This is a genomic window from Chengkuizengella marina (assembly GCF_009910845.1).
Lineage (GTDB): Bacteria > Bacillota > Bacilli > Paenibacillales > KCTC-33759 > Chengkuizengella > Chengkuizengella marina.
The window spans coordinates 108,175-130,128 of record NZ_SIJB01000024.1; the positions used below are offsets into that span (position 1 = coordinate 108,175).

General features: G+C 33.7%; 26 protein-coding genes and 4 tRNA genes. 23 read left to right on the plus strand and 7 right to left on the minus strand.

Translation table 11 applies throughout. From position 1 onward, the window contains the following. Positions 1-14 precede the first annotated feature (14 nt). From ERL59_RS10890 to pyrE, 5 genes are all read left to right on the plus strand, one after another. Positions 15-1,298 (plus strand): dihydroorotase, encoded by a 1,284-nt coding sequence (locus ERL59_RS10890; RefSeq protein ID WP_160646249.1) that lies wholly within the window; start codon positions 15-17, stop codon positions 1,296-1,298. Positions 1,299-1,338: 40 nt separating this feature from the next. Then, positions 1,339-2,481 (plus strand): glutamine-hydrolyzing carbamoyl-phosphate synthase small subunit, encoded by a 1,143-nt coding sequence (gene carA / locus ERL59_RS10895; RefSeq protein WP_160646250.1) that lies wholly within the window; start codon positions 1,339-1,341, stop codon positions 2,479-2,481. Beyond that, positions 2,474-5,731 carry a carbamoyl-phosphate synthase large subunit gene (gene carB / locus ERL59_RS10900; protein WP_160646251.1) on the plus strand — a complete coding sequence of 1,086 codons (3,258 nt, stop codon included), beginning with the start codon at positions 2,474-2,476 and terminating at the stop codon, positions 5,729-5,731. Before carA ends, carB begins: the two co-directional genes overlap by 8 nt. An 82-nt stretch (positions 5,732-5,813) precedes the next feature. Next, complete coding sequence (gene pyrF / locus ERL59_RS10905) at positions 5,814-6,536, plus strand: orotidine-5'-phosphate decarboxylase (protein WP_160646252.1); 723 nt, start codon at positions 5,814-5,816, stop codon at positions 6,534-6,536. Between the two features lie 3 nt (positions 6,537-6,539). Continuing rightward, the gene (gene pyrE, locus ERL59_RS10910) at positions 6,540-7,178 is read left to right on the plus strand and encodes an orotate phosphoribosyltransferase (RefSeq protein ID WP_160646253.1); all 639 of its coding nucleotides are present in this window, start codon (positions 6,540-6,542) and stop codon (positions 7,176-7,178) included. Between the two features lie 145 nt (positions 7,179-7,323). Here pyrE and ERL59_RS10915 read toward each other — a convergent pair whose 3' ends face one another. Further along, positions 7,324-8,328 (minus strand): LLM class flavin-dependent oxidoreductase, encoded by a 1,005-nt coding sequence (locus ERL59_RS10915; protein WP_160646254.1) that lies wholly within the window; start codon positions 8,326-8,328, stop codon positions 7,324-7,326. 217 nt (positions 8,329-8,545) lie between these two features. Here ERL59_RS10915 and ERL59_RS10920 point away from each other — a divergent pair, with 217 nt between their 5' ends. Beyond that, the gene (locus tag ERL59_RS10920) at positions 8,546-8,989 is read left to right on the plus strand and encodes a MarR family winged helix-turn-helix transcriptional regulator (RefSeq protein ID WP_160646255.1); all 444 of its coding nucleotides are present in this window, start codon (positions 8,546-8,548) and stop codon (positions 8,987-8,989) included. A 91-nt stretch (positions 8,990-9,080) separates the two neighbouring features. Here the strand turns inward: ERL59_RS10920 and ERL59_RS10925 are convergent, their stop codons facing one another. Next, on the minus strand, positions 9,081-9,470 hold the full coding sequence (locus tag ERL59_RS10925; RefSeq protein WP_160646256.1) for a DUF2500 domain-containing protein: 390 nt from the start codon (positions 9,468-9,470) through the stop codon (positions 9,081-9,083). Between the two features lie 158 nt (positions 9,471-9,628). Next, complete coding sequence (locus ERL59_RS10930) at positions 9,629-10,147, minus strand: 2'-5' RNA ligase family protein (RefSeq protein WP_160646257.1); 519 nt, start codon at positions 10,145-10,147, stop codon at positions 9,629-9,631. 186 nt (positions 10,148-10,333) lie between these two features. On the opposite strand from ERL59_RS10930, the gene ERL59_RS10935 reads away from it, so the two are divergent. The 5 genes from ERL59_RS10935 (at position 10,334) to ERL59_RS10950 (ending at position 11,584) form a co-directional block, all read left to right on the plus strand. Further along, the gene (locus tag ERL59_RS10935; RefSeq protein ID WP_160646258.1) at positions 10,334-10,852 is read left to right on the plus strand and encodes a phosphatidylglycerophosphatase A family protein; all 519 of its coding nucleotides are present in this window, start codon (positions 10,334-10,336) and stop codon (positions 10,850-10,852) included. A 203-nt stretch (positions 10,853-11,055) separates the two neighbouring features. Continuing rightward, positions 11,056-11,220 (plus strand): hypothetical protein, encoded by a 165-nt coding sequence (locus ERL59_RS20770; RefSeq protein WP_201763535.1) that lies wholly within the window; start codon positions 11,056-11,058, stop codon positions 11,218-11,220. Between the two features lie 106 nt (positions 11,221-11,326). Then, positions 11,327-11,403, plus strand: a tRNA-Met gene (locus tag ERL59_RS10940). A 5-nt stretch (positions 11,404-11,408) separates the two neighbouring features. Next, positions 11,409-11,485: transfer RNA gene (locus ERL59_RS10945), tRNA-Ile, on the plus strand. 10 nt (positions 11,486-11,495) lie between these two features. Beyond that, positions 11,496-11,584 (plus strand) — tRNA-Leu (locus tag ERL59_RS10950). A gap of 64 nt (positions 11,585-11,648) precedes the next feature. Here the strand turns inward: ERL59_RS10950 and splB are convergent. Further along, complete coding sequence (gene splB, locus ERL59_RS10955) at positions 11,649-12,674, minus strand: spore photoproduct lyase (protein WP_160646259.1); 1,026 nt, start codon at positions 12,672-12,674, stop codon at positions 11,649-11,651. 220 nt (positions 12,675-12,894) lie between these two features. Next, positions 12,895-13,824 (minus strand): S-layer homology domain-containing protein, encoded by a 930-nt coding sequence (locus ERL59_RS10960; RefSeq protein ID WP_160646260.1) that lies wholly within the window; start codon positions 13,822-13,824, stop codon positions 12,895-12,897. A 230-nt stretch (positions 13,825-14,054) separates the two neighbouring features. Here ERL59_RS10960 and ERL59_RS10965 point away from each other — a divergent pair, with 230 nt between their 5' ends. The 3 genes from ERL59_RS10965 (at position 14,055) to ERL59_RS10975 (ending at position 16,044) form a co-directional block, all read left to right on the plus strand. Next, on the plus strand, positions 14,055-15,041 hold the full coding sequence (locus tag ERL59_RS10965; RefSeq protein ID WP_201763536.1) for a Gfo/Idh/MocA family protein: 987 nt from the start codon (positions 14,055-14,057) through the stop codon (positions 15,039-15,041). A gap of 18 nt (positions 15,042-15,059) precedes the next feature. Then, positions 15,060-15,896, plus strand: coding sequence for an alpha/beta hydrolase family protein (locus ERL59_RS10970; protein WP_160646261.1), 837 nt, complete (start codon positions 15,060-15,062; stop codon positions 15,894-15,896). A gap of 72 nt (positions 15,897-15,968) precedes the next feature. Next, a tRNA-Val gene (locus tag ERL59_RS10975) sits at positions 15,969-16,044 on the plus strand. A 44-nt stretch (positions 16,045-16,088) separates the two neighbouring features. On the opposite strand, the gene ERL59_RS10980 is transcribed toward ERL59_RS10975, so the two are convergent. Continuing rightward, the gene (locus ERL59_RS10980) at positions 16,089-17,399 is read right to left on the minus strand and encodes a tyrosine-type recombinase/integrase (protein ID WP_160646262.1); all 1,311 of its coding nucleotides are present in this window, start codon (positions 17,397-17,399) and stop codon (positions 16,089-16,091) included. A gap of 24 nt (positions 17,400-17,423) precedes the next feature. Further along, positions 17,424-18,383 carry a S24 family peptidase gene (locus ERL59_RS10985; protein WP_160646263.1) on the minus strand — a complete coding sequence of 320 codons (960 nt, stop codon included), beginning with the start codon at positions 18,381-18,383 and terminating at the stop codon, positions 17,424-17,426. A gap of 199 nt (positions 18,384-18,582) precedes the next feature. Here ERL59_RS10985 and ERL59_RS10990 point away from each other — a divergent pair, with 199 nt between their 5' ends. The 9 genes from ERL59_RS10990 to ERL59_RS11025 form a co-directional block, all read left to right on the plus strand. Further along, positions 18,583-18,849 (plus strand): helix-turn-helix domain-containing protein, encoded by a 267-nt coding sequence (locus ERL59_RS10990; protein ID WP_201763537.1) that lies wholly within the window; start codon positions 18,583-18,585, stop codon positions 18,847-18,849. Between the two features lie 16 nt (positions 18,850-18,865). Beyond that, complete coding sequence (locus ERL59_RS10995) at positions 18,866-19,177, plus strand: helix-turn-helix transcriptional regulator (protein WP_160646264.1); 312 nt, start codon at positions 18,866-18,868, stop codon at positions 19,175-19,177. A 121-nt stretch (positions 19,178-19,298) separates the two neighbouring features. Beyond that, positions 19,299-19,475 (plus strand): hypothetical protein, encoded by a 177-nt coding sequence (locus ERL59_RS20775; RefSeq protein ID WP_201763538.1) that lies wholly within the window; start codon positions 19,299-19,301, stop codon positions 19,473-19,475. 144 nt (positions 19,476-19,619) lie between these two features. Next, on the plus strand, positions 19,620-20,015 hold the full coding sequence (locus tag ERL59_RS11000) for a helix-turn-helix domain-containing protein (protein WP_235929859.1): 396 nt from the start codon (positions 19,620-19,622) through the stop codon (positions 20,013-20,015). A gap of 14 nt (positions 20,016-20,029) precedes the next feature. Continuing rightward, complete coding sequence (locus ERL59_RS11005) at positions 20,030-20,728, plus strand: ORF6N domain-containing protein (protein WP_160646265.1); 699 nt, start codon at positions 20,030-20,032, stop codon at positions 20,726-20,728. Next, positions 20,725-20,919, plus strand: a complete 195-nt coding sequence (locus ERL59_RS11010) for a hypothetical protein (protein ID WP_160646266.1) — start codon at positions 20,725-20,727, stop codon at positions 20,917-20,919. Before ERL59_RS11005 ends, ERL59_RS11010 begins: the two co-directional genes overlap by 4 nt. Continuing rightward, positions 20,910-21,299, plus strand: coding sequence for a hypothetical protein (locus tag ERL59_RS11015; RefSeq protein ID WP_160646267.1), 390 nt, complete (start codon positions 20,910-20,912; stop codon positions 21,297-21,299). Before ERL59_RS11010 ends, ERL59_RS11015 begins: the two co-directional genes overlap by 10 nt. Next, the gene (locus ERL59_RS11020) at positions 21,296-21,433 is read left to right on the plus strand and encodes a hypothetical protein (protein ID WP_160646268.1); all 138 of its coding nucleotides are present in this window, start codon (positions 21,296-21,298) and stop codon (positions 21,431-21,433) included. The genes ERL59_RS11015 and ERL59_RS11020 overlap by 4 nt, the downstream gene beginning before the upstream one ends. A 55-nt stretch (positions 21,434-21,488) precedes the next feature. Next, positions 21,489-21,954 (plus strand): ERF family protein (locus ERL59_RS11025; protein ID WP_407925707.1); only part of this gene is annotated, 466 nt, incomplete at its 3' end.

The window sequence follows — 21,954 nt, forward strand, 5'->3', positions numbered from 1 at the left end:
AGGAGGGTTTGAAATTGGGAACGTGGTTATTAAATGGAAAGTTGTTAAATGTAGCAAACAAGGAGTTAGAAACAAAACATATTTATATTGAACAAGGAAAAATAAATAAAATCATGCAAAGTCATGAAAAACCACAGGTTGATGGACATGAAGTGATTGATGCAGAGGGGAAATTAGTATCAGCAGGTTTTATCGATATGCATGTTCATTTTCGTGAGCCTGGATTCGAATACAAAGAAACGATTGCTACAGGTACAAAGTCTGCTGCAAAAGGTGGTTTTACTACAGTAGCATGTATGCCTAATACTAGACCGATTGTAGATGATGTTGAAACTTTACAACTTGTTTTAGATAAAGCGGAGACAGAAGGAATAGTTCGTGTACTTCCATATGCTGCAATTACGGAGAATGAATTAGGGAGAGACTTAACTGATTTTGATGCACTAAAAAATAAAGGAGCTATTGGATTTACAGATGATGGGGTAGGTGTACAAAGTGCACAAATGATGAAGGATGCAATGAGTAAAGCAGCTGCTATGAATATGCCAGTGATTGCTCATTGTGAAGATAATACTTTAGTCGTCGGTGCTGCGGTAACTGATGGTGCTTTTGCTAAAAAACATGGATTGAAAGGAATACCAAACGAATCCGAAGCGATTCATGTTGGAAGAGATATTTTACTAGCTGAAACTACAGGTGTTCATTACCACGTATGCCATGTGAGCACTGAACAATCTGTTCGTTTAATCAGGCAAGCAAAACAAATAGGAATTAAAGTAACAGCAGAAGTATGCCCACATCACTTGCTTTTATCAGATGAAGATATTCCAGCATTAGATGCAAACTGGAAAATGAATCCACCCCTTCGTACACCTAGAGATGTTGAAGCCATGATTGAAGCTATAGAGGATGGGACTATTGACATGATTGTTACCGATCACGCTCCACATAGTGAAGATGAAAAAGCTCAAGAGCTTCAAAGAGCACCTTTTGGAATCGTAGGGTTAGAAACAGCATTTCCATTGTTGTATACAAAATTTGTACAAACAGGAAAATGGACTTTAGACTTTTTAATCCAAAGAATGACAGAGAAACCAGCTGAAGTATTTAAGTTAGATTCAGGAAAAGTTTCTATTGGAGCAGATGCTGATTTAACCATTATTGACTTAGAAACGACAAAAACTGTAGATCCAGAAACATTTTTATCTAAAGGTAGAAATACTCCTTTCAAAGGGTGGAAGTTGCAAGGATGGCCAGTCAAAACACTCGTAGGTGGAAAAGTAGTTTGGTCAGATTAAAGTTAAAAGGTTTGTCACAAGATTACAGAAGGAGGACATTATGCAAGCTAAATTATTATTAGAAGACGGAACTCTTTTTACAGGTAAATCTTTTGGAAGTGAGAAAAATGCAATAGGTGAAGTTGTTTTTAATACAGGAATTACTGGTTATCAGGAGGTATTGTCAGATCCTTCTTACTGCGGTCAAATTATTACAATGACATATCCTTTGATTGGAAATTATGGTATCTCACGTGATGATTTTGAAGCTGTCCGTCCTTATATTCACGGGTTTGTTGTACGTCAACATGAGGAAATACCAAGTAATTGGAGAGCACAGTATACAGTGGATAGCTTACTAAAAGAATATGATATTCCAGGTATTAGTGAGATTGATACTCGTATGTTAACCCGTAAACTTAGACATTACGGTACGATGAAAGGAGTTATCTCAACAGGGAATCATTCGATTGAGGAATTGATGGAGCAAATAAAGGGTACTTCTTTATTAACAGATCAAGTGACTCGAGTCTCTACAAAAAGCATTTTTAGTTCACCTGGAAACAAAGAAAGAATTGTTCTTGTCGATTTTGGTTCAAAAAGTGGAATCTTAAGAGAATTAAATAAACGTGATTGTGACGTTATTGTCGTTCCTCATAATACAACAGCGAATCAAATTAGAAGATTAAAACCAGATGGGATTTTATTATCCAATGGACCTGGTGATCCTAAAAGTGTCCCTGAAGCTGTGACAATGATACACGAATTGTTAGGTCAATTCCCTATCTTTGGTATCTGTTTAGGTCATCAGTTGTTTGCTTTAGCTTGTGGTGCCGATACAGAAAAGTTGAAATTTGGGCATCGTGGTGGAAACCATCCTGTGAAGGAGTTATCCTCCAACCGTTGTTATATTACATCACAAAATCACGGTTATACAGTGAAGGAAGATTCTATATCTAATACACCACTAGAAATCACACATATCAACAATAACGATAAAACAGTGGAAGGTCTAAAACACAAACATTTTCCTGCTTTTTCAGTACAATACCATCCTGAAGCGGCTCCTGGACCATTTGATTCTAGTTATTTATTTGAAGATTTTATCGAAATGATTCGTCGTACCAAAGCAGAAACCCCTGAGTTGCCTCGCCAAGCGCAAATTGTTGCAAAAGCGAAGAAAGGAGACATGCAAAATGCCTAAAAATACTTCATTGAAAAAAATATTAGTTGTAGGTTCAGGTCCTATCGTCATAGGACAAGCGGCAGAATTTGATTATGCAGGTACACAAGCATGTCAAGCTTTAAAAGAAGAAGGTTTTGAAGTAGTACTTATTAATAGTAATCCAGCAACGATCATGACGGATACCAATATGGCCGATAAAGTATATATTGAGCCGATTACACCTGAATTTGTTACACAGGTTATTCGTAAGGAGCAACCAGATGGATTGTTACCGACATTAGGGGGACAAACTGGTTTAAACATGGCTGTTGAATTAGCCAAAAGAGGTGTTCTTGAAGAAGAAAATGTTCAGCTATTAGGCACACAATTATCTTCTATTGAGAAGGCTGAGGATCGAGATTTATTTAGAGAACTTATGCGTGAATTAGAACAACCAGTTCCTGAAAGTGTAATTGTTACAACTGTACAAGAAGCTGTTGATTTTGCAAATGAAGTTGGATATCCCATTATTATTAGACCAGCATATACATTGGGTGGTACTGGCGGAGGAATTGCTGATTCAGAGGGAGATTTAAGAGAAATTGTAGCAGCAGGTATACGGTATAGTCCAATAGGTCAATGCCTAATTGAAATGAGCATCGCAGGCATGAAGGAAGTAGAGTACGAAGTGATGCGTGATGCAAACGATAACTGTATTGTCGTATGTAACATGGAAAATTTTGATCCGGTAGGAGTGCACACTGGTGATAGCATCGTAGTAGCACCTAGTCAAACATTATCGGATCGAGAATATCAAATGCTTCGTTCAGCTTCATTAAAAATCATTCGTGCTTTGAATATTGAAGGCGGCTGTAACGTTCAGCTTGCGTTAGATCCATTTAGTTTTCAATATTACGTGATCGAAGTGAATCCAAGAGTAAGTCGTTCGTCTGCCCTTGCCTCAAAAGCTACAGGTTATCCAATTGCAAAAATGGCAGCAAAAATCGCAGTCGGTTATACATTGGATGAACTTGAAAATCCTGTAACGGGTCAAACTTATGCCTGTTTTGAACCAACACTTGATTATATCGTAAGCAAAATTCCTCGCTGGCCATTTGATAAATTTATTAGTGCTAACAGAAAATTAGGTACACAAATGAAAGCAACTGGAGAAGTTATGGCTATTGGGCGTACTTTTGAAGAATCCATTCATAAAGCTATTCGTTCTTTAGAAATTGATGTACATCGTTTATTTATAAAAGAGCTAGAGGATTTAGATGATTCCGTTCTTAACAACCGTCTACAAACACCAGATGATGAACGTCTGTTTATCATAGCTGAGGCTTATCGAAGAGGTTATACTTTACAACAAATTCAAGACCTTACAAAGATTGATTGGTGGTTTTTGAATAAAATAGAAAAATTGATTCAGTTTGAAAAAGAATTGATGGACGCTGAGTTAACGGAACAATTGTTGTTAGAAGCAAAGAAGAAAGGGTTTACTGATAGAGCGATTGCAGAACTGCGAAGATCGTCCAATCCAAATTATTCTTTTACAGAAGAACAAGATATCCGTTCACTTAGAAGAAAATATGAGATTAAACCAGTTTACAAAATGGTTGATACTTGCGCAGCTGAATTCGAAGCTACAACCCCTTATTATTATTCTACTTATGAAACTGAGAACGAAGCCATTCAATCAGATAAACAGAAAGTCATTGTATTAGGTTCTGGACCTATACGTATCGGTCAAGGGATTGAATTTGATTATTCAACTGTACATGCAGTATGGGCAATACAAGATGCTGGGTATGAAGCGGTAATTATCAACAACAATCCTGAAACAGTCTCTACAGACTTTAGTACGTCTGATCAATTATATTTTGAACCATTGTTTTTTGAAGATGTGATGAACATTATTGAACAGGTACAACCTATAGGAGTTATTGTTCAATTTGGTGGTCAGACAGCAATTAATTTAGCTGAGCCTTTATCTAGAGCAGGTGTGAATATTATTGGAACCAGTATAGATAACATTGATGCTGCAGAAGATCGAAAAGAGTTCGAAGCTCTTTTAAGAAGATTAGAGATTGCCCAGCCAAAAGGGAGTACAGTCACTACAGTTGATCAAGCAGTTCAAACCGCTTCATCATTAGGATATCCTGTTTTAGTCCGTCCATCTTACGTTTTAGGTGGAAGAGCGATGGAAATTGTATATTCTGATGATGAATTACTGAATTACATGGACAAGGCTGTAAAAATCAATCCAGATCATCCTGTACTAATCGACCGCTACATGTTAGGAAAAGAAGTAGAGGTTGACGCAATCTGTGATAAAGAAACTGTAGTGATTCCAGGTATTATGGAACATGTTGAAAGAGCAGGAGTTCATTCTGGTGATTCCATTGCTGTGTATCCTCCACAGTCTATTTCTGAAAATATTAAAGAACAAATTATCGAAATTACAACGAAGATTGCAAGACAATTACAAGTGATTGGGTTAGTAAATATTCAATTTGTTATATTCAAAGAGAAAGTATATGTGATTGAAGTGAATCCGCGCTCTTCAAGAACAGTTCCTTTCCTTAGTAAAGTGACGAATATTCCAATGGCCAATGTAGCGACAAAAGTAATTCTAGGCCAAAAATTGTCCGATTTAGGTTATGAGAGTGGATTATGGCCTGAGGATGATTATGTATCAGTGAAGGTTCCTGTATTCTCGTTTGCTAAACTTCGTAGAGTAGATACTTCTCTTGGACCTGAAATGAAATCAACAGGAGAGGTTATGGGTCGAGATGTTCATTATGCTAAAGCACTATACAAAGGATTAATTGGATCAGGGATGAAAATACCTCAATCAGGGTCTATTATCGTAACTGTTGCAGATAAAGATAAAGAAGAAGCTACAGCATTAATTAAAGGTTTTTACAATCTTGGTTACAAAATTATTGCTACAGGGGGAACTGCTCAAACATTAGAGGATACTGGTATGAGAGTTCAACAAGTCAATAAATTAAAAGAAGGCTCACCAAATATCGTAGACTTAATAAGAAACGGGGAAGCTCAATTTGTAATTAATACATTAACAAAAGGAAAAACTCCTGAACGAGATGGATTTAGGATTCGTAGAGAAGCTGTAGAGAATGGTGTTGTTTGTTTAACCTCACTTGATACAGTTCGAGCCCTTCTTACAATGTTACAAACGATTAACTACGCATCCACACCAATGCCAGTCATGGGTGAGGATATATCTGAAGTTAAAAAGTTAAGAATTGGACTTCAGGTGTAAACTAAAATAAGTGAGGGTGTTAATAACCCTCACTTGAAATATTAACGTTTATAACTTTTATATAAAAAGCGAGGTTGATGATTTGGGGAAAAGGGAAAAAATCATAGGCAGAACAATCGTAGCTCTGGATTATGCTTCAGCTGATGAAGCTCAAAGGCTATTAAATCAATTAAAAGGTATTCCTTGTTATATGAAGGTAGGTATGCAACTTTTTTATGCTGCTGGTCCATCCTTTGTTTTGAAATTAAAAGAACAAGGTTATAAAGTTTTTCTAGATTTAAAAATGCATGATATACCGAATACAGTGAAGGGCGGAGCAGCTAGCATTACTCGTCTTGGTGTGGATATGTTTAATGTTCATGCTGCAGGTGGGAAAAAAATGATGGAAAGTGCACTCGAAGGAGTAGATCAAGCTGTAAATCCATCTAATCCTAAACCTTTGGTGATCGGAGTTACACAACTCACAAGTACAAATGTAACAACTTTAAATAAAGAGATTGGGATTTCTGGATCAGTTGAGTCATCGGTATTGCAATATGCTAATTTAGTAAAGAGCGCAGGTTTAGATGGAGTTGTAGCATCTCCTCTAGAAGTAACGAACATAAAAGAGCAAAACGGAATAGATTTTGTAACTGTAACTCCAGGTATTCGTCCAATAGGTTCAAATATAGGGGATCAATCTAGAGTCACGACACCAAAGGAAGCATTTAATGAAGGTGCAGATTACATTGTAATTGGAAGGCCAATAACGGCTTCTGATGATCCACGTAAGTCAATTGAAAGTATTATAGAGGAGTTGGAATAATTTATGAATTCTCAGCTAGCTAATCAAATTGCACAATCACTATTGGATATTGGTGCAGTGAATCTTCAACCTAAAGATCCTTTTACATGGTCTTCAGGGTTGTTATCACCTATTTATTGTGATAATCGTTTAACGATGTCATATCCTCACATTAGAAATATCATTGCTGAAGGGTTTGTACAAGTTATAAAAGAAAAATACCCAGATGTTGAAGTCATCGCAGGAACTTCAACAGCAGGTATTCCTCATGCTGCTTGGGTTTCTGATAAGTTAAGACTGCCAATGATATATATTCGTGATAAAGCAAAAGGTCATGGAAAGAAAAATCAAATTGAAGGTCTTTTAAAACCTGATCAAAAAGTAATTGTAATTGAAGATTTAATTTCTACAGGTGGCAGTTCATTAAAAGCGGCAAAAGCAGTAGAAGAAGCTGGGGGATATGTGCAAGCGGTTGTAGCCATATTTACTTATCAATTTGAAAAGGCATCAAAAACTTTTGTTGAAGAAAATATTCAACTACACACTTTATCAAATTATACTGCACTTATTCAAATTGCGTCAGACATGGGCAAAGTAGATAGTGAAGATTTAGAATTGCTTCAATCTTGGCGTCATAATCCTGATCAGTATTTGATAGATTAAACTACCATTCCTGTATATCATTTATTTACTTGTGTGATTGGTAATATAATAGAGGGAATCAATGGCTTATACCCATTCCCTCTAATTTAATATTTTTAGAAAATTTAATGTATAATGAAACAAAAATTCGTTATCAAAGATGATTTTACAGTCTAAATGCCTCTGCAAGTAGTTCATAGGAGCGCAGTTTATCTTCAAAGTTATGAGTAATGGTGACTATCATTAATTCATCTGTACCATATTGATCTCTTAGCTGTAGAAGTTGATGAGTCACTGATTCTTGTGATCCCACGATCATTCGTTTTCTATTTTGACGTATACGTTCTAAATCGAATTCATCATAAATGTATGATTCTGCTGTTTCTATACTGGGAATTCCCTTCCCCGTCCTCTCTCCTTTTTCAATCAACAGTAAGGATAAATCTAGACTTTTTGCTATTCTCTCTGCTTCTTCATCACTTTCAGCACAAATTACAAAAATAGCTACAATGTTTTTAGGTTTATTTAAGTATTTAGAAGGTTTAAAAATCCGCTTATAATGTTCTACATACTGTGATCCGCCTTGTCCATTTATAAAATGTGCAAATGTATAAGGTAATCCTTTCTTCGCCGCTAAAACTGCACTATCTCCACTTGAACCCAACATCCACAGTTCTGGTGCTGTTGGACTTAAAGGAGTAGCTTTTAAACCAGCTAATTGATGATTTTCATCTAAATCATCATGAATGTAAGCTAATAAATCATCTATTTGCTGAGGAAATTGGTGAACGGTTCTTTTTTTACCTTCTTGTAAAGCAATTGTTGATAACGGCATACCACCAGGAGCTCGACCTACACCTAAATCGATTCGATTTGGATGAAGTGATTCTAATAATTGAAAGTTCTCAGCAACTTTGTAAGAGCTATAGTGAGGTAACATTACGCCACCTGAGCCTACTTTTATTTTGGATGTGTTTGAGGCCAAGTGTGCAATTAAAATTTCAGGAGATGAACCTGCTAATGCTTCAGTATGATGGTGTTCTGCTACCCAAAAACGATGATAACCTAATGCTTCTGTTTTTTGAGCTAACTTTACTGTGTTTTTAAGAGCTTCTTGTGGATTGCTGCCTTCAGAAACTGGGGATTGATCCAGAACACTTAATTTTATCATGTTTACTCCTCTTTTCTTTTATTTTATTGGTTCAATTATAGAATAGACTAGATTTTGATATATTAATTTTGTATAATTTAATTGTGCACAATTAAAATTTAACATATGATTTATTTACTGTCAAAGTAAAGAATATGCTCTATATATGGTTATCTAGGTTTACATTTGAACTTTGTTACGATAATATTTCATTGATAACTTAGCGGGTAGGTGAATATTGATGGATGAACCATTAAAAATCGAAAATCAATTATGTTTTTCTATCTATGCATTGTCTAAGGAGTTTACAAAATTGTATAATTTATTTTTGAAGGATATGAATGTAACATACCCTCAATATTTAGTATTGCTTGTTTTATGGGAACAAAATGAATTGACAGTGAAACAGCTGGGGGAAAACTTATTATTAGATTCAGGAACTTTGACTCCACTTCTAAAGAGAATGGAAGAAGCTGATATTGTTAAACGAGAACGTTCTAGAGATGATGAAAGAAAAGTACTTGTCAGTTTAACAAATAAAGGTATCGATTTGAAAGAAAAAGCAGAGAAAATACCGGTGTGTTTGGCTGAGAAAATCGGGCTTTCTCCACAAGAGTTTCAAAAAAAACTAGATGAAAATCGTGATTTGTTAAGTAAAATTTTAGAAGCAGTTGAGTCATAATCACCATATACTATTTAGACAGACCTCCCCCGTTTAAGCAGGGAGGTTTAATAGTATAGGCAATGAATGAAATGAAGTTATGTATGTACGTTTATTTTATAACTCTTTCAAAACCTTTAAAACGAGTTCCTTGAAAAGTTAATTTACCTAAGTCTCCTTCAATTAAAATACCAAATTGTTCACCGCTCATTTGAAGCTCCATCCGATCACCGCTTTCCACTTCAAATGTTGTGTAATATGTTGTTGATGTACGATGAGAGACATGATCATCATTATGCCTCCTTCTACTGCTCACTTCATCTCTTTTACTAACTACTTTAGCATTTACAGTAAGTACGGGTTGTTTATTGTTATTGTTCCATTGAGAAGCAACTTTAATTATTGTAAAAATAATACCTCCAAATACAATAATAAAAATGATGCCTATAAAAATCGGAACAATCGTAAACATGATGTCAAAAGATTGATTTGGTAAATTCATTAAAAATCTCCCCTTTTTCTATTTAAGAACTTCCTTATTTATACGATGTAATAAACTTAAAGTTTCTAAACGAAATACTGGAAATCCACAAAAAAACTACTCCATTCATTTAGATATGGAGTAGGTATTAAATATTTTCTACATTTTTTTTTGTAAATTTAATATTTATCTTTTAAAACAAAACTCTGGTATGCAGTCCATACTTCGTTCTCAAGTTGATAAAGCATATGAATGCGATCCACTTTCATACGGTAGTGGATATTATAGGTTTTTAAATTTGCAAAAATATCAAACATCTCATCTTCATTTAAATTTTGACCAATTGTCAGGTGAGGAGTAAAAGGAAACTGGGGTTGAACTTCTCTTAAGATACCCGTATTAATACTTTCGTATAAAGTTGTAATTTTGTTTGTTTCCTCAAGTGCAAGGTAAATTACATTACTTAATGGGAAAAAGTTTGATACTCTATTAAATGTGATTTCAAATGGTGATAAATTAGAAGTGACATCCTCAAGATGAGCAACAATTTCATCCATTTTTTGTTCATCAAATGATTCAAGTTTTTTGATTGTGATATGAGGAGGTAAAAGTTTATAGTGTGGATCATACCTCATGCGATGAGAATTAGAAAAATCTTGAATTTCTTTACTTGGAAACACTACAATTCCAAAATTCATATTATTATATACCTCCTTATTAAATTAGACTACAGGAGTTTTGCAAGAAAAATGAACACGCTGCATATGATAACGTATCTTATTTACTTCTAATTTCTATTATAGCTGTTTTTATCCATTTTAATAAGGGCTATTTTGTGAAGTATGATATAATGTAGGAATCTTTTCAAAGGGGAGGAATTTTAAATGAAAAGACAAGTACACAGTAAAGAAGTTAGAACTGCAGTTTTTGAAAAGTTAAATCAGCGTGGAGTAAAAATAGAGGATATCGCTTTTATTGTATATGAGATGCAGTCAGCTTATCATGAGGATCTTCATATTGACGACTGCATAGAAAGTGTGGAGGCTGTTTTAGAAAAAAGAGAAGTTCAACATGCTGTTTTAGTTGGAATTGAGATGGATGTTTTATGCGAAAAAGGGATGTTATCCGAACCCTTACAATCACTTATTGAAACAGATGAAGGATTATTTGGTTGTGATGAAACGTTAGCGATCGGTTCAGTGTATGCATATGGCAGTATTGCCTTAACAACTTTTGGGCATTTAGATAAAAATAAAATAGGAATTATTAAAAAATTAGATACAAAACGAAACAATGGTATTCATACCTTCTTAGATGATTTAGTCGCAAGTATTGCTGCATCAGCTTCCAGCAGGCTTGCTCATCGATATCGTGATGAGGAAGAACAGCAGTCTGAATCATAATTTAACATTCATTTGTAATTATCTTTTTTAAAACGGGCTGTTAAGTTTTTATCCAATAAACTTTATTCTCATGATATTTAGAATAACCATGCAAAGGAAATCTAATGCAATAATAAAATTAGAAAAATATCTGTTTAGTTGCAATAAATGTGAGAAAAACGGTTAATCTAAAACTATTCTTAAATAGTTTATGAGGTGAGAATATGAAATGGATTTACTGTGTTAAATTGTATGATTCCAAATTTCAAGCGGGATGTTTAGCGAAAAGAATGGAGGAAGATTGGTGGGTATATGGCTTCGAATATCCAACGGAAGTTGAGGTTTTTAAATCGCAAAAAGGTAGGTATGGTGTGCGATATATAATATAAAAATAAATTTTCTAAACATTGTGAAAATATAGATTATAAAAAAAACCTTGACTTTGTTTTTAGCATTGTGTATGATTACTCTTGTCGCTATTATACAAGCTAACAACGCGGGGTGGAGCAGTCTGGTAGCTCGTCGGGCTCATAACCCGAAGGTCGTAGGTTCAAATCCTGCCCCCGCAACCAAGTTTGGGCCTTTAGCTCAGTTGGTCAGAGCAATCGGCTCATAACCGATTGGTCGGGGGTTCGAGTCCCTCAAGGCCCACCAACTAAAGTGTGCCGGGGTGGCGGAATTGGCAGACGCACAGGACTTAAAATCCTGCGGTAGGTGACTACCGTACCGGTTCGACTCCGGTCCTCGGCACCACTCAAATACTCCCTTGTTTCTATCCAAAGTGGTAGGAAGAAGGGAGTTTTTAACTTATTGTAATTTAAGTGAAATATTCAACTTTAGCTTGTGGAAAATATTTTTTAATATTTAGTTGCATTAAATCTTTAATCGCATTTGCTTCATCATCAGGATAAACATATTTTCCTATTCCATATCTTCCCCATTTATATTTTCTATCCTCTTCATTCATTTCTAGTTTTGAATTAGGATAACGTTCTTGAATGACTTTTTTTGCAGGTTTAGTATAACGATGCTGAATTAATTCAAAGGTTAGATCAGGAACACTTATTGGGGCTAAAGCGTCAGACAGTTTCTTTATTAAATCAGTGTATTCTTCCTGCCAATTTTCATGAATATAAATTGGAGCAATGATAAATCCAAGTGGATATTTAGCCTGAGCTATCTTTTTGGCTGCTTGTATTCGTTGTTCTAACGGTGAAGTACCTGCTTCAAAGTTTTTAATCACATACTTTGAGTTAATGCTAAATCTAAAACGAGTATGACCATTATGTTCAGCATCTAACAAATGATCAACATGATGATATTTTGTGACGAATCTAAGTCTGCCTAGATTGGTTTTTCCGATAAATTCAATCGTTTTTTTTAAGGAATGGGTTAGGTGATCAATTCCAACTATATCAGACGTACAAGCTGCTTCAAAACGTGTAATATCAGGTTCTCGTTCACTGATATACTTTTGTGCTTGATTAAAAATTTCCTCTAGATTAACATAGGTTCTAATATAAGGTTTGCTTCCAAGTGTAGTTTGTAAATAGCAATAATGGCAATGTCCCATACATCCAGTAGCTAAAGGAATGGCGTATTCAGCTGAGGGTTTGGATGTATCAAACTTTAATGTTTTTCTAATACCAACAACTAATGTTGATTTAGCAACCCGATATTTCTCCAACTCATTATCACCTGGAATATTTCTTACTTGATTATGTGATGTCGTTTTTCTTATTTCTAATCCCATATCGGTGAATTTTTGCCAAAGTTGTTTTCCTAATGGATACTCTAATGCGTTAGGCTCAAAATAGACAAGTTGAGGTATGAATGGTTTCAAAAGAAGTTATCCTTTCTTATCTTAAATTAGAATTGAATCTATTCATGTCATTAAAGTTTATTTTTCCATATTTATCATTTACTTAAAGCGTCCTTTTTATTTATATTTGCCTTTCCAAAATTTTTTTTAATCAAGTTATTAAGAAAAAAATAAAAACCCCTCATCATTTTTGTGAAAATGTAAGGAGCTGTTTAGAAATGTTTTTGTTCAGAACAGTGATTTATTTTTCTTGTTGAATACTAGCTGTTAATGAATTTGAAATATAAGTTTCTGCTTTAGGTTCTGTAATTACCATAGCGTACATCATACCTTCAACTGGATAATGAAGTTGATAATGAATGACAGCTTCATTATTTACAAAGTCCACCGATGTAATTTCTATAGAGTAACCTGCATTTGGCTTTTCACCCCATGATAAAGTGACTTTATTCACTTCTTCATTCACTTTTTCTACTTTAAAGGAAACTTCTTCATCAGGAATAGGTGTCGGTATGTCAACTGGCGGTTCATCCTCTGAATGGTTATCATTTACAAAGTTTATTGCTTTAAATATCATCACTGATGCGTCAATTCTTTTGACAAGTTGTGTCGGATGGAAGTTATTTGCTTGGTCTAATAAGGCAACTTCTGAAAGTAATATTTTTTGAATGCTATCCATATATTCTGGATTGATCTTATCAGCATCTTTTATCGTTAAGAAAATTTCTATAAAGCTATAGTCTCCTTTTGCATCCATTGCTTGAAATAAGGCATGTGCAAATTGTTCTTTCGTCATCTTCTTGGTTGGATTAACATCCTTTTCTATCTCTACACCATTTAAGTAGGCTTTTACAAAATAATCCGCATACCAGGATTCATCTGATATACTTGTAAAATAATCACTTGCTAAAGGTTGCTTGACAAAGGTCATATGGGCTAAGTTCAAATCTAATCCTTTTACGATTAAGGCAATACCTTGAGCATAGGTAAGTTTTCCATTAGGAGCGAAATTATTTTCGTCCATACCACTTACAACTCCATTTCTCTTTAATTCCATAATTATGTTTTTATTTGTTCCTTCAGGTAAGTCGCTAAATGCAAAAACTGATCCAGCAACTGCAAAAATAAACATGAAAATTACGGAAAAGCCTGTTAATATTTTTTTGTTCAATTTAAACCCTTCTTTCATTTTTTGATTTAAATATTAGACGAACTAGAAGGCAGAAATGTTGCAAAAAATATTTTTTTATTTATTATTATTTACTTGTTTAACAGTACTTCCTACTCCATAATATAAAGAGTGGAGTATTTTTATGATTGTAGTTTTACTTAATATACAGAAAATAAGGTTCTTTTACAAGAAAAAAGCAATTAGGAGTGGTCACAATAGACACGAGGAAAATGAAATGGGGAATTTTAGGTTGTGCCAACATAGCTATAAATTCAGTCATACCTGCCATAAAGAATTCAATATCAAATGAAGTGACGGCCATTGCTAGTCGAGGAAAGGATAAGGCTTTAAAAACAGCATCTGCATTGAACATACCAAGAGCATATGGAAGTTATGAGGAATTATTAGCTGATCCAGACGTAGAAGCAGTTTACATTCCCCTTCCGAATCATTTACATAAACAGTGGACGATCAAAGCAGCACAAGCAGGTAAACATATACTATGTGAAAAACCATTAGCACTAAATGAAAAAGAAGTCGAGGAAATGATAGAAGCTTGTGATAAAGCTAATGTTTATTTAGCCGAAGCATTTATGTATCGATATCACCCTCGTTACATACAGTTAAAAGAGACGATAAGATCGGGTGAAATTGGTGAAATACGAGGAATACATAGTGTATTTACGTTTAATAATGCAGAGGATATGGAAAACGTTAGATACAAGCAACATATGGGTGGTGGTTCATTATATGATGTCGGTTGCTATCCTATTAGTGCTGCAAGAATGATTTTAGAAAATGAACCTGAAGCGGTAACTACACATGCCTTTTTCTCCTCACAACATGATCAAGTAGATATGATGGCGTCTGGATTAATTGAATTTCCGAATCAAATATCATTAACTTTTGACTGTGGGATGTGGGCAGAATTTAGAAACAGCATAGAGATTGTAGGTTCTGACGGAAAAATTGAAGTGCCAAGTGCATTTATTACAATGGATGGGAAGAATCATTTTATAGTTACAAAACAAGGTATTTCTAAAGTTATTGAGGTGCCTGAAGTTAATCAATATACATTACAAGTAGATTCTTTCGCACAAAGTGTATATCAAAAACAACCTTTACCATTTCCATCTAAAGATGCTCATTATAATATAAAGGTAGTTACAGCTTGTATTGAATCTGCTAAGGCTCGAAAAAGAATAGAAATAGTTTAATACAAAGGAGGAATTCTATTGTCCATCCCGTTTAAAATTAATATTACAAAGACAAAGAGTAGGGTGTTACGAGGGAATGTTTATGTTTCTAAAAACCCTTCTAAAGGTACCCTCATTATATGCCACGGTTTTAAGGGTTTTAAAGATTGGGGGATGTTTCCTTATATTGGAGAGACATTAGCAGATGATTTGGATGTAGTTACATTCAATTTCTCTTACAATGGTGTTGGTGAGAATCTACTTGATTTTACGGAATTAGATAAATTTGCACAAAATACATATGCAAGAGAGTTAGAGGATTTAAACACAGTAATGGATGCTGTTCAAAATCAGAAACTCCCAATTGATGTAGATATGAATACATCTCAGCTTTACTTATTAGGTCACAGTAGAGGGGCAGGAATATGTTTAATATATAACTTTGATCATCCTAAAGCAGTTCAAGGTATAGTGTGCTGGAATGGAATAACAAACGTAGATTTATTCACCAGAGATCAAAAAGAAGAAATGAAGCAAACAGGAAAATCTTTTGTATATAACGCACGTACAAAACAGCAAATGCCTTTAAATGTGGAAATACTGGAAGATATGGAAAAGAATGAAGAAAAGTATAATATTATTGAAAGGGTAAAATACACGGAAACACCTATCGTACTTATCCAAGGTACAGAGGATCATGACCGATTAATTCAAGGATCTAAAAAGCTAATTGAAAAAAAACCCAAAATTAATTTGATTCAAATTACAGGAGGCAATCATACGTTTAATTCTTTACATCCTTTTCAGGGAACCACTGAACCATTGGAGCAAGCAATTAAAGAAACCAAAAAATTTATTAATCAATTAAAAAAGTAGTTTTTAAATTTATGATTGACCTTTTAATTCATCCTTGATAGTATAAGTATACTAAAAGCATAAAATTTAAATGACCTGATAGCTCAGCAGGGAGAGCGCCATCTTGACAGGGTGGAGGTCACAGGTTCGAACCCTGTTCAGGTCACCATAATTAAAACGTCCAAATCCTTTGTTTATCAAGGGATTTTTTTGCTAGTGAATATTAAGTGATGACTGGATATTATCTGAGTTATGATAAATTGGGGACGAATTGGGGACGGTTTTTTCTGGAGAAAATTTATCAAACTTACCTGCGGTTCTTTTTCTCACTTTTTTTGTCACATGGGCATAAATATCAGCAGTTGTTTGATATCGTGAATGTCCAAGACGTTCCTGTATTGCTTTTAATAAAGAGTCTACATTTTCACCGCTTTCATCTTCTATCAATAATGTCCCAGAGCTATGCCTTAGCCCATGAAATTTTATATATCTTATGTTATGTCTTTTGCAAAATCTTTTCCACCACTTTGAAGGGTGTTCGTAATAATATGTCTTTCCATATCCATTATGGAAAACAAATTCTCTTTCTCCACCTATCCATTTATTGCCCAGTTCATCTTTTAGTTCTATCCACTCATCATAATATTGTTCTAATTCCTTCATGTACCACCCAGGCATATCTACAGAGCGGATAGAACTAAGTGATTTTGGATCGCCTTCAACCGCTATCCCTTTAACGGTTAATGCTATATTATTTTTGATTCTTAGAACATTTTCATCAAAATCAACATTAGACCATTCTAGCCCTACTAACTCCCCTCTACGAAATCCACCGATCATTGATCCAAGAACTAAAAGTCTCCATTTAGAGGATTCTTTATAGAGCGCTGATATCACTTCTTGTGCTTCATTTTCATCGTAATAATGCAGAGTTTCTTTTGAACTAAGTTTCTTTTTTACTGCCTCTTTTTTTGAAAGGATGGGGCTTTTGATATCTTTCATAGGATTTATTGGGATTAATTTCCATTCAGTTGCGCGAGAGAAGATGTTTTTTAAAATACGGTATATGTATTGAATAGTACTAACTTCTAAAAAATCTCCACGCCCATCTTTTCTTGCTCCTGGTTTCTGAAGTTCTTTTAAAAATGTCACAATTTGCATTGATGTAATTTGATCAATTCGTTTGTGTCCAAAACTGGGAATAATACGAGATTTCAAGTGATCGTTATAGTTTTTAAATGTCTTTGGTGATAGCTTCTCTGAAGCATATTTCTCTTTCCATTCTTCGACAAAGTCTTTAAACTTCATTTTTTCAGGGGCAATATATTCGCCAGCTTCAACTTCAATTTTAAATTTCACTAGCTCCTCATTGAGATAATCTCTCAATTTTTTTTTTGTTTTTAATAAAGATTCATCCTCTATACGGATTGTCTTACTTCTTTTTATACGTTTGTTGTTAGGACCATATCCAACTTCTACAATTAGTCGCCAAGATTTTTTCCCCCGTTTTTCAATAGATGCCATAAACTAAGCCTCCTTAATAATTTTTTAAAGTTTAAATTTTACTTCAACAACCTTCCCAATTATTTTTATATCTTCACAAGGTATTAATTCTGGTTGTATATGTGGGTTTGAAGGTGTGAGCATACAATTTTTACCTACTTGTTTAACACGTCTTAAAACTTCTTGTTCGTTATTAATAGATACTAATGCAATATCTTTTTCTGTGATGGAATCTTGTACAGAAATAATTACTTCATCTCCTTTCATTATTCTATCTCCAGACATATCATTGTTTTCTATGTGGTATTCTTTTGATATTTTATATCCAACAGATTCTTCTGATATTTTATTTTCTAGTTCATTAATTGTTTTTTTATATAGATCATTTACTTTTCTTATTGCTTCTTTGTCTGATTGTATACCTCCAAATTGTTCGAATTTTTGATATTCATCCTCGGTCATTCCAAGTTGTTTAGCCATTTGAGATATTGAGATATTTTGAGACTCTCTAATTTTTTTAAGCTTAATTAGGTCTTTTTCATCATTATTAAATTGATTAAAAGAATTAGTGGATTTATAGATGTTTAAAAAACTATCAAGTTCAATGTCATTCAGAATTTTATTTAATAATTCATCTAACTCATAAGGTGCAAGATTAGTAAGTTTTTCTAATTGATCTTTAGTTTTTTTGTCACAATTACGGTTTTCTAATATGCCTTTTAAAAGTCTTTCATAAGAAATAGTTTTATCTAGAACCTCTTTAATTTCAATCGGTGCTCTTTCACGATATCCTGCCATAACAAGTGTTTTTGGATCACCTCCTGTTATTTCCGCAATCGCTCGATTGACTTCATCTGTAGCTGGATATTTTGGATCGTTTTTTAATTTGGATAGATACGAGCGATCTATTTTTATATTCTTTTCTTCCTGTAGACGTCTTGTTATTTCTGCCAAGCTTAATCCACTTTTCTTAATATAATCATATATTAAATCTGAATAATTCATTTTAAATACCAACCCTTCACACTTCGTTTTCATTATTAATATTACCACAGTGTTGATTTTTTAATCAACACTTTTTTGTAATTGTGACTTTTAAGTCATTGACAATAAATGAGGGTGTTGCTAATATTAAGTTAAATAGTGACTAAATAATCAACGATGATTAAAAAGTCATCACAATATTACAGGAGGTGAAAATATAATGAGTTATGCAGAGATTTTAAAAAAAGCAACTGAGAGAAGTGGACTTTCACTATCAAGAATTATATTTAAATTAGCAAAAGAGGACATCTGCATGGACAAGGCAATTTTAAGCAAGTTACAAAATGGTAAGTGCCCTCCAGCTAGAGATGAAGTAAACATTGCATTAGCAGAAGTTTTGAATATTGATTCTGAAAAATTTCGTCTTGCTGCAGCAAAAGAGCTCATCCCTAAATCACTTTTTGAACTTATCAAAAAAGCTGGATAGGAGAAGGGGAGATTTTATGAAGATGATTGAAGAATTTTATCAAGAATTAGTCCAAGATGTGGCCAGAAAGGTAAAGCAATCCTTAATAAAAGAATTTCAACAAAATCCAAGAGAGGATAAAAGACTTAATGTCGATGAAGCAGCAGAATACACTGGTATTTCAAGAAAATTAATTTATCGAATGTGTAAAGAAGGAGATATACCACATATAAGGCTTGGTGCTAAAGATTCTCAAAAACCAAGAATAATATTTAGGACAAGCACTCTTGATAATTGGATGAGGGAACAAGAGATATTGAATTATATGAAAAGTGAAAAAGTTCAATAACAATCTATCAATAAAGGAAGGTGAAAGAATGAGTCAATTAGTTTATATCGAAAACAATCGATCAGTAATAGATAGTTTAAAGTAGAAATGATTGAAAAATTATAAGGGAGGTGAAGTGGCTATGGAAATCAAAGGTAATGTTGTGGAGGAGTATATGTCAGGTAATACCAGAATGATTTTCTGTGATGACGCTTATGTAAACAAGACTAAAGAGGAGGAATTAGAAATTCTTAATAGATTCTATCAAGCAGTATGGAAGTGTGTTTACACCTTGGTTGAAAAAAAAGATGAAGTATAAAGTTCTATATTTTTTTACTTTCTAATCTATGAAAACAAATATGAAACTATCAATATAAGGGAAGGTGAAAGAGAAAATGAACGAATTAAATATTTCAATATGGATGTAGCCCATACTAATTAAAAACAATTAGGTGGGATGAACATGAAAGAAATTATTATTAAAGTCCAATTTTCAGAGGAAATGATTCAGTCTATCAATGAGCTTGTAACAAATGTTATAGAGAATGTTGAAAATACCGGAGTTAATATATCAGAGAAATTGATAGCATCAAAACAAAAGGAAGAACAGTATTTAAAAGAATATGAAAACAAAGAAGAGAATCATAATGATGAATTGCAAGAAATATTAACCGCTCAAGATATGGCAGATTATCTTAAAATCTCACGTCGAAGGGTATATGAATTATATCAATTGAACCCAGAGTATGGAGGGATACCTAATTTTAGCATAGGTAATTCTCATCGAGTTGTAAAAGAAGATTTTCTTAACTGGATTAAAGAGAAGAAACAGGAGAATTTAAAAAAATACTCAGAATAAAGGAAGGTGAAAGAATGAATCAATTACAAATAATTAGTCAAGATGGTCAAAGAGTGTTAATAACTTCACAACTGGCTGAGTCATACGGAACTGATTCTGAACGTATTACTAAAAATTTTAATCGCAACAAAGAAAGGTACAAAGAGGGAAAACACTTTTTAGCATTAGAAGGTAAGGAATTAAAAGATTTTAGGGCGACATGTCAAATTGACCTTTTGCCAAACATTAATAAACTTTACCTCTGGACAGAAAAAGGAGCATGGTTACATGCAAAATCATTAAAAACAGATGAAGCTTGGGATGCTTACGAAATGTTGGTCGATGATTACTACTCAGTTAAAGAAAACATACCAACTTTAACTAAAGAAGAAGCAGAAGCGTTACTTTTCCGCAGAACAGCAGACATGATTGTTAAGATACCACAACTTGAACAGAAGATTGAAGAAGTTGACCAAAAAGTGGACAAGCAGATAACACTAACCCAATGGGAGCAAAGAAAACTACAAAGAGAAGTAAAAAGGAAGGTTTATAAGTTCTCTGACGATAAAGAAGAACGAAAGTATTTGTTTCCTGAACTATACAGAGAAATTTATGACCGTTGGGGAATTCCATCTTATAGGGATGTATTAAGAAAAGACTTAGAAAACGTTATTACCTACATCAACGCTTGGGTTCCTAAAAAGAAAGACGAAGAGAAAGGAGAGATAGCATGATGAATTTGGATAGATTTGCAGGAAGTAATGAATCACCAGTATTTGAAACAGTAGATAACTTAAATACATGCGGATGTGGAAATCAAGCAGAATGGTTAGTTTATAAAGATAGACAACCACATTGTCCAGAGTGCTTTAAAGAAGCTACTGAATGTGGTGATGTAGTGGAGGTGCAATACTTATGTGTGTAAATACGAAAGATATTGTTACGGATACACTGGATCGCATTAGTAAACAAGTAATTTGTCAGATTGATGAATACATTCATGATTTTCCATCAGTACCTCAGTTAGCCCTTATTAATATAGTGGAAAATCAAGAGTATTGGATGCAGCTAGAACCTTTCGACAACATGACATTTCAATATGAACATGCTGTATTTTCGTTCATTCAATTATGTAACTATATAGAATTATTTTTAGGAGTTTCTAGTGAAAGAATATTTGTACAAGAATTGAGTAAACAAATGATAGAAATGGTACAAGGAAGGGTTCAAAAATATATTGATGATGTAAGAATTGAAGAACAAATGATTCTAAATGATGAACATGAAAGGGGTGTTGTGGCGTGAGCCAATATGAGGTATGGAAACAGATTTATGAAAAAAATACTTCTACTGTTCATACAGCTATAAAGGTAAGAGAAACTGCTAGAAGACACATTGAACGAATAGAAAAAGCGAGCTGCGGCAACAGCTACGCTTAAAAAATTAAAATAATTCGAGGTCATTATATCATTAATATACTAATTTTGAAAGTCGGTGAGAAATTTGTCTTTACATTTAAAAATGCTGAATGTAATGCAAGCCATTGACTACCTTGTAAAAGATGATCATATACAGTTTGGACAAAACGATTATAAAGCAATTACAGAAGAAAAAGTAACCTCAAGAGTTAGACAAGAATTAATTGAAAATAAATTAATAGTTTTCCCTATTGAGCAGATTCATAAGAGAGAAGGGACACTATCCACCGTAGATGTGAAATACAAGATAGTTGATGCCGAAACAGGAGAATCTGAAATATTAGTATCAAGTGGTACTGGATCAGATACACAAGATAAAGGTGTAGGAAAGGCAATGACATATGCATTTAAATATTTATTTTTACGTTCCTTTGCAATTCCTACAGGAGAAGATCCAGACAAGATAAGTAGTGAAGAACTGGACGAAAAAGAAAAAGCTGTACTAGAGAAAAAGCGAAAGAAAAAATTATCTAACGTTTTAT

Bases quoted from the DNA above. Each gene is read 5' to 3' on its own strand.
- ERL59_RS10980 (WP_160646262.1), bottom strand. From the start codon at position 17,399: ATGGCATCTATTGAAAAACGGGGGAAAAAATCTTGGCGACTAATTGTA.
- pyrE (WP_160646253.1), top strand. From the start codon at position 6,540: ATGAATTCTCAGCTAGCTAATCAAATTGCACAATCACTATTGGATATT.
- ERL59_RS20775 (WP_201763538.1), top strand. From the start codon at position 19,299: ATGGAAATCAAAGGTAATGTTGTGGAGGAGTATATGTCAGGTAATACC.
- ERL59_RS10915 (WP_160646254.1), bottom strand. From the start codon at position 8,328: ATGATAAAATTAAGTGTTCTGGATCAATCCCCAGTTTCTGAAGGCAGC.
- ERL59_RS11015 (WP_160646267.1), top strand. From the start codon at position 20,910: ATGTGTGTAAATACGAAAGATATTGTTACGGATACACTGGATCGCATT.
- ERL59_RS10965 (WP_201763536.1), top strand. From the start codon at position 14,055: ATGAAATGGGGAATTTTAGGTTGTGCCAACATAGCTATAAATTCAGTC.
- ERL59_RS10930 (WP_160646257.1), bottom strand. From the start codon at position 10,147: ATGAATTTTGGAATTGTAGTGTTTCCAAGTAAAGAAATTCAAGATTTT.
- ERL59_RS10990 (WP_201763537.1), top strand. From the start codon at position 18,583: ATGAGTTATGCAGAGATTTTAAAAAAAGCAACTGAGAGAAGTGGACTT.
- ERL59_RS10925 (WP_160646256.1), bottom strand. From the start codon at position 9,470: ATGAATTTACCAAATCAATCTTTTGACATCATGTTTACGATTGTTCCG.
- ERL59_RS10995 (WP_160646264.1), top strand. From the start codon at position 18,866: ATGAAGATGATTGAAGAATTTTATCAAGAATTAGTCCAAGATGTGGCC.
- ERL59_RS11000 (WP_235929859.1), top strand. From the start codon at position 19,620: ATGAAAGAAATTATTATTAAAGTCCAATTTTCAGAGGAAATGATTCAG.
- ERL59_RS10985 (WP_160646263.1), bottom strand. From the start codon at position 18,383: ATGAATTATTCAGATTTAATATATGATTATATTAAGAAAAGTGGATTA.
- carA (WP_160646250.1), top strand. From the start codon at position 1,339: ATGCAAGCTAAATTATTATTAGAAGACGGAACTCTTTTTACAGGTAAA.
- ERL59_RS20770 (WP_201763535.1), top strand. From the start codon at position 11,056: ATGAAATGGATTTACTGTGTTAAATTGTATGATTCCAAATTTCAAGCG.
- carB (WP_160646251.1), top strand. From the start codon at position 2,474: ATGCCTAAAAATACTTCATTGAAAAAAATATTAGTTGTAGGTTCAGGT.
- ERL59_RS10935 (WP_160646258.1), top strand. From the start codon at position 10,334: ATGAAAAGACAAGTACACAGTAAAGAAGTTAGAACTGCAGTTTTTGAA.
- ERL59_RS11010 (WP_160646266.1), top strand. From the start codon at position 20,725: ATGATGAATTTGGATAGATTTGCAGGAAGTAATGAATCACCAGTATTT.
- ERL59_RS11005 (WP_160646265.1), top strand. From the start codon at position 20,030: ATGAATCAATTACAAATAATTAGTCAAGATGGTCAAAGAGTGTTAATA.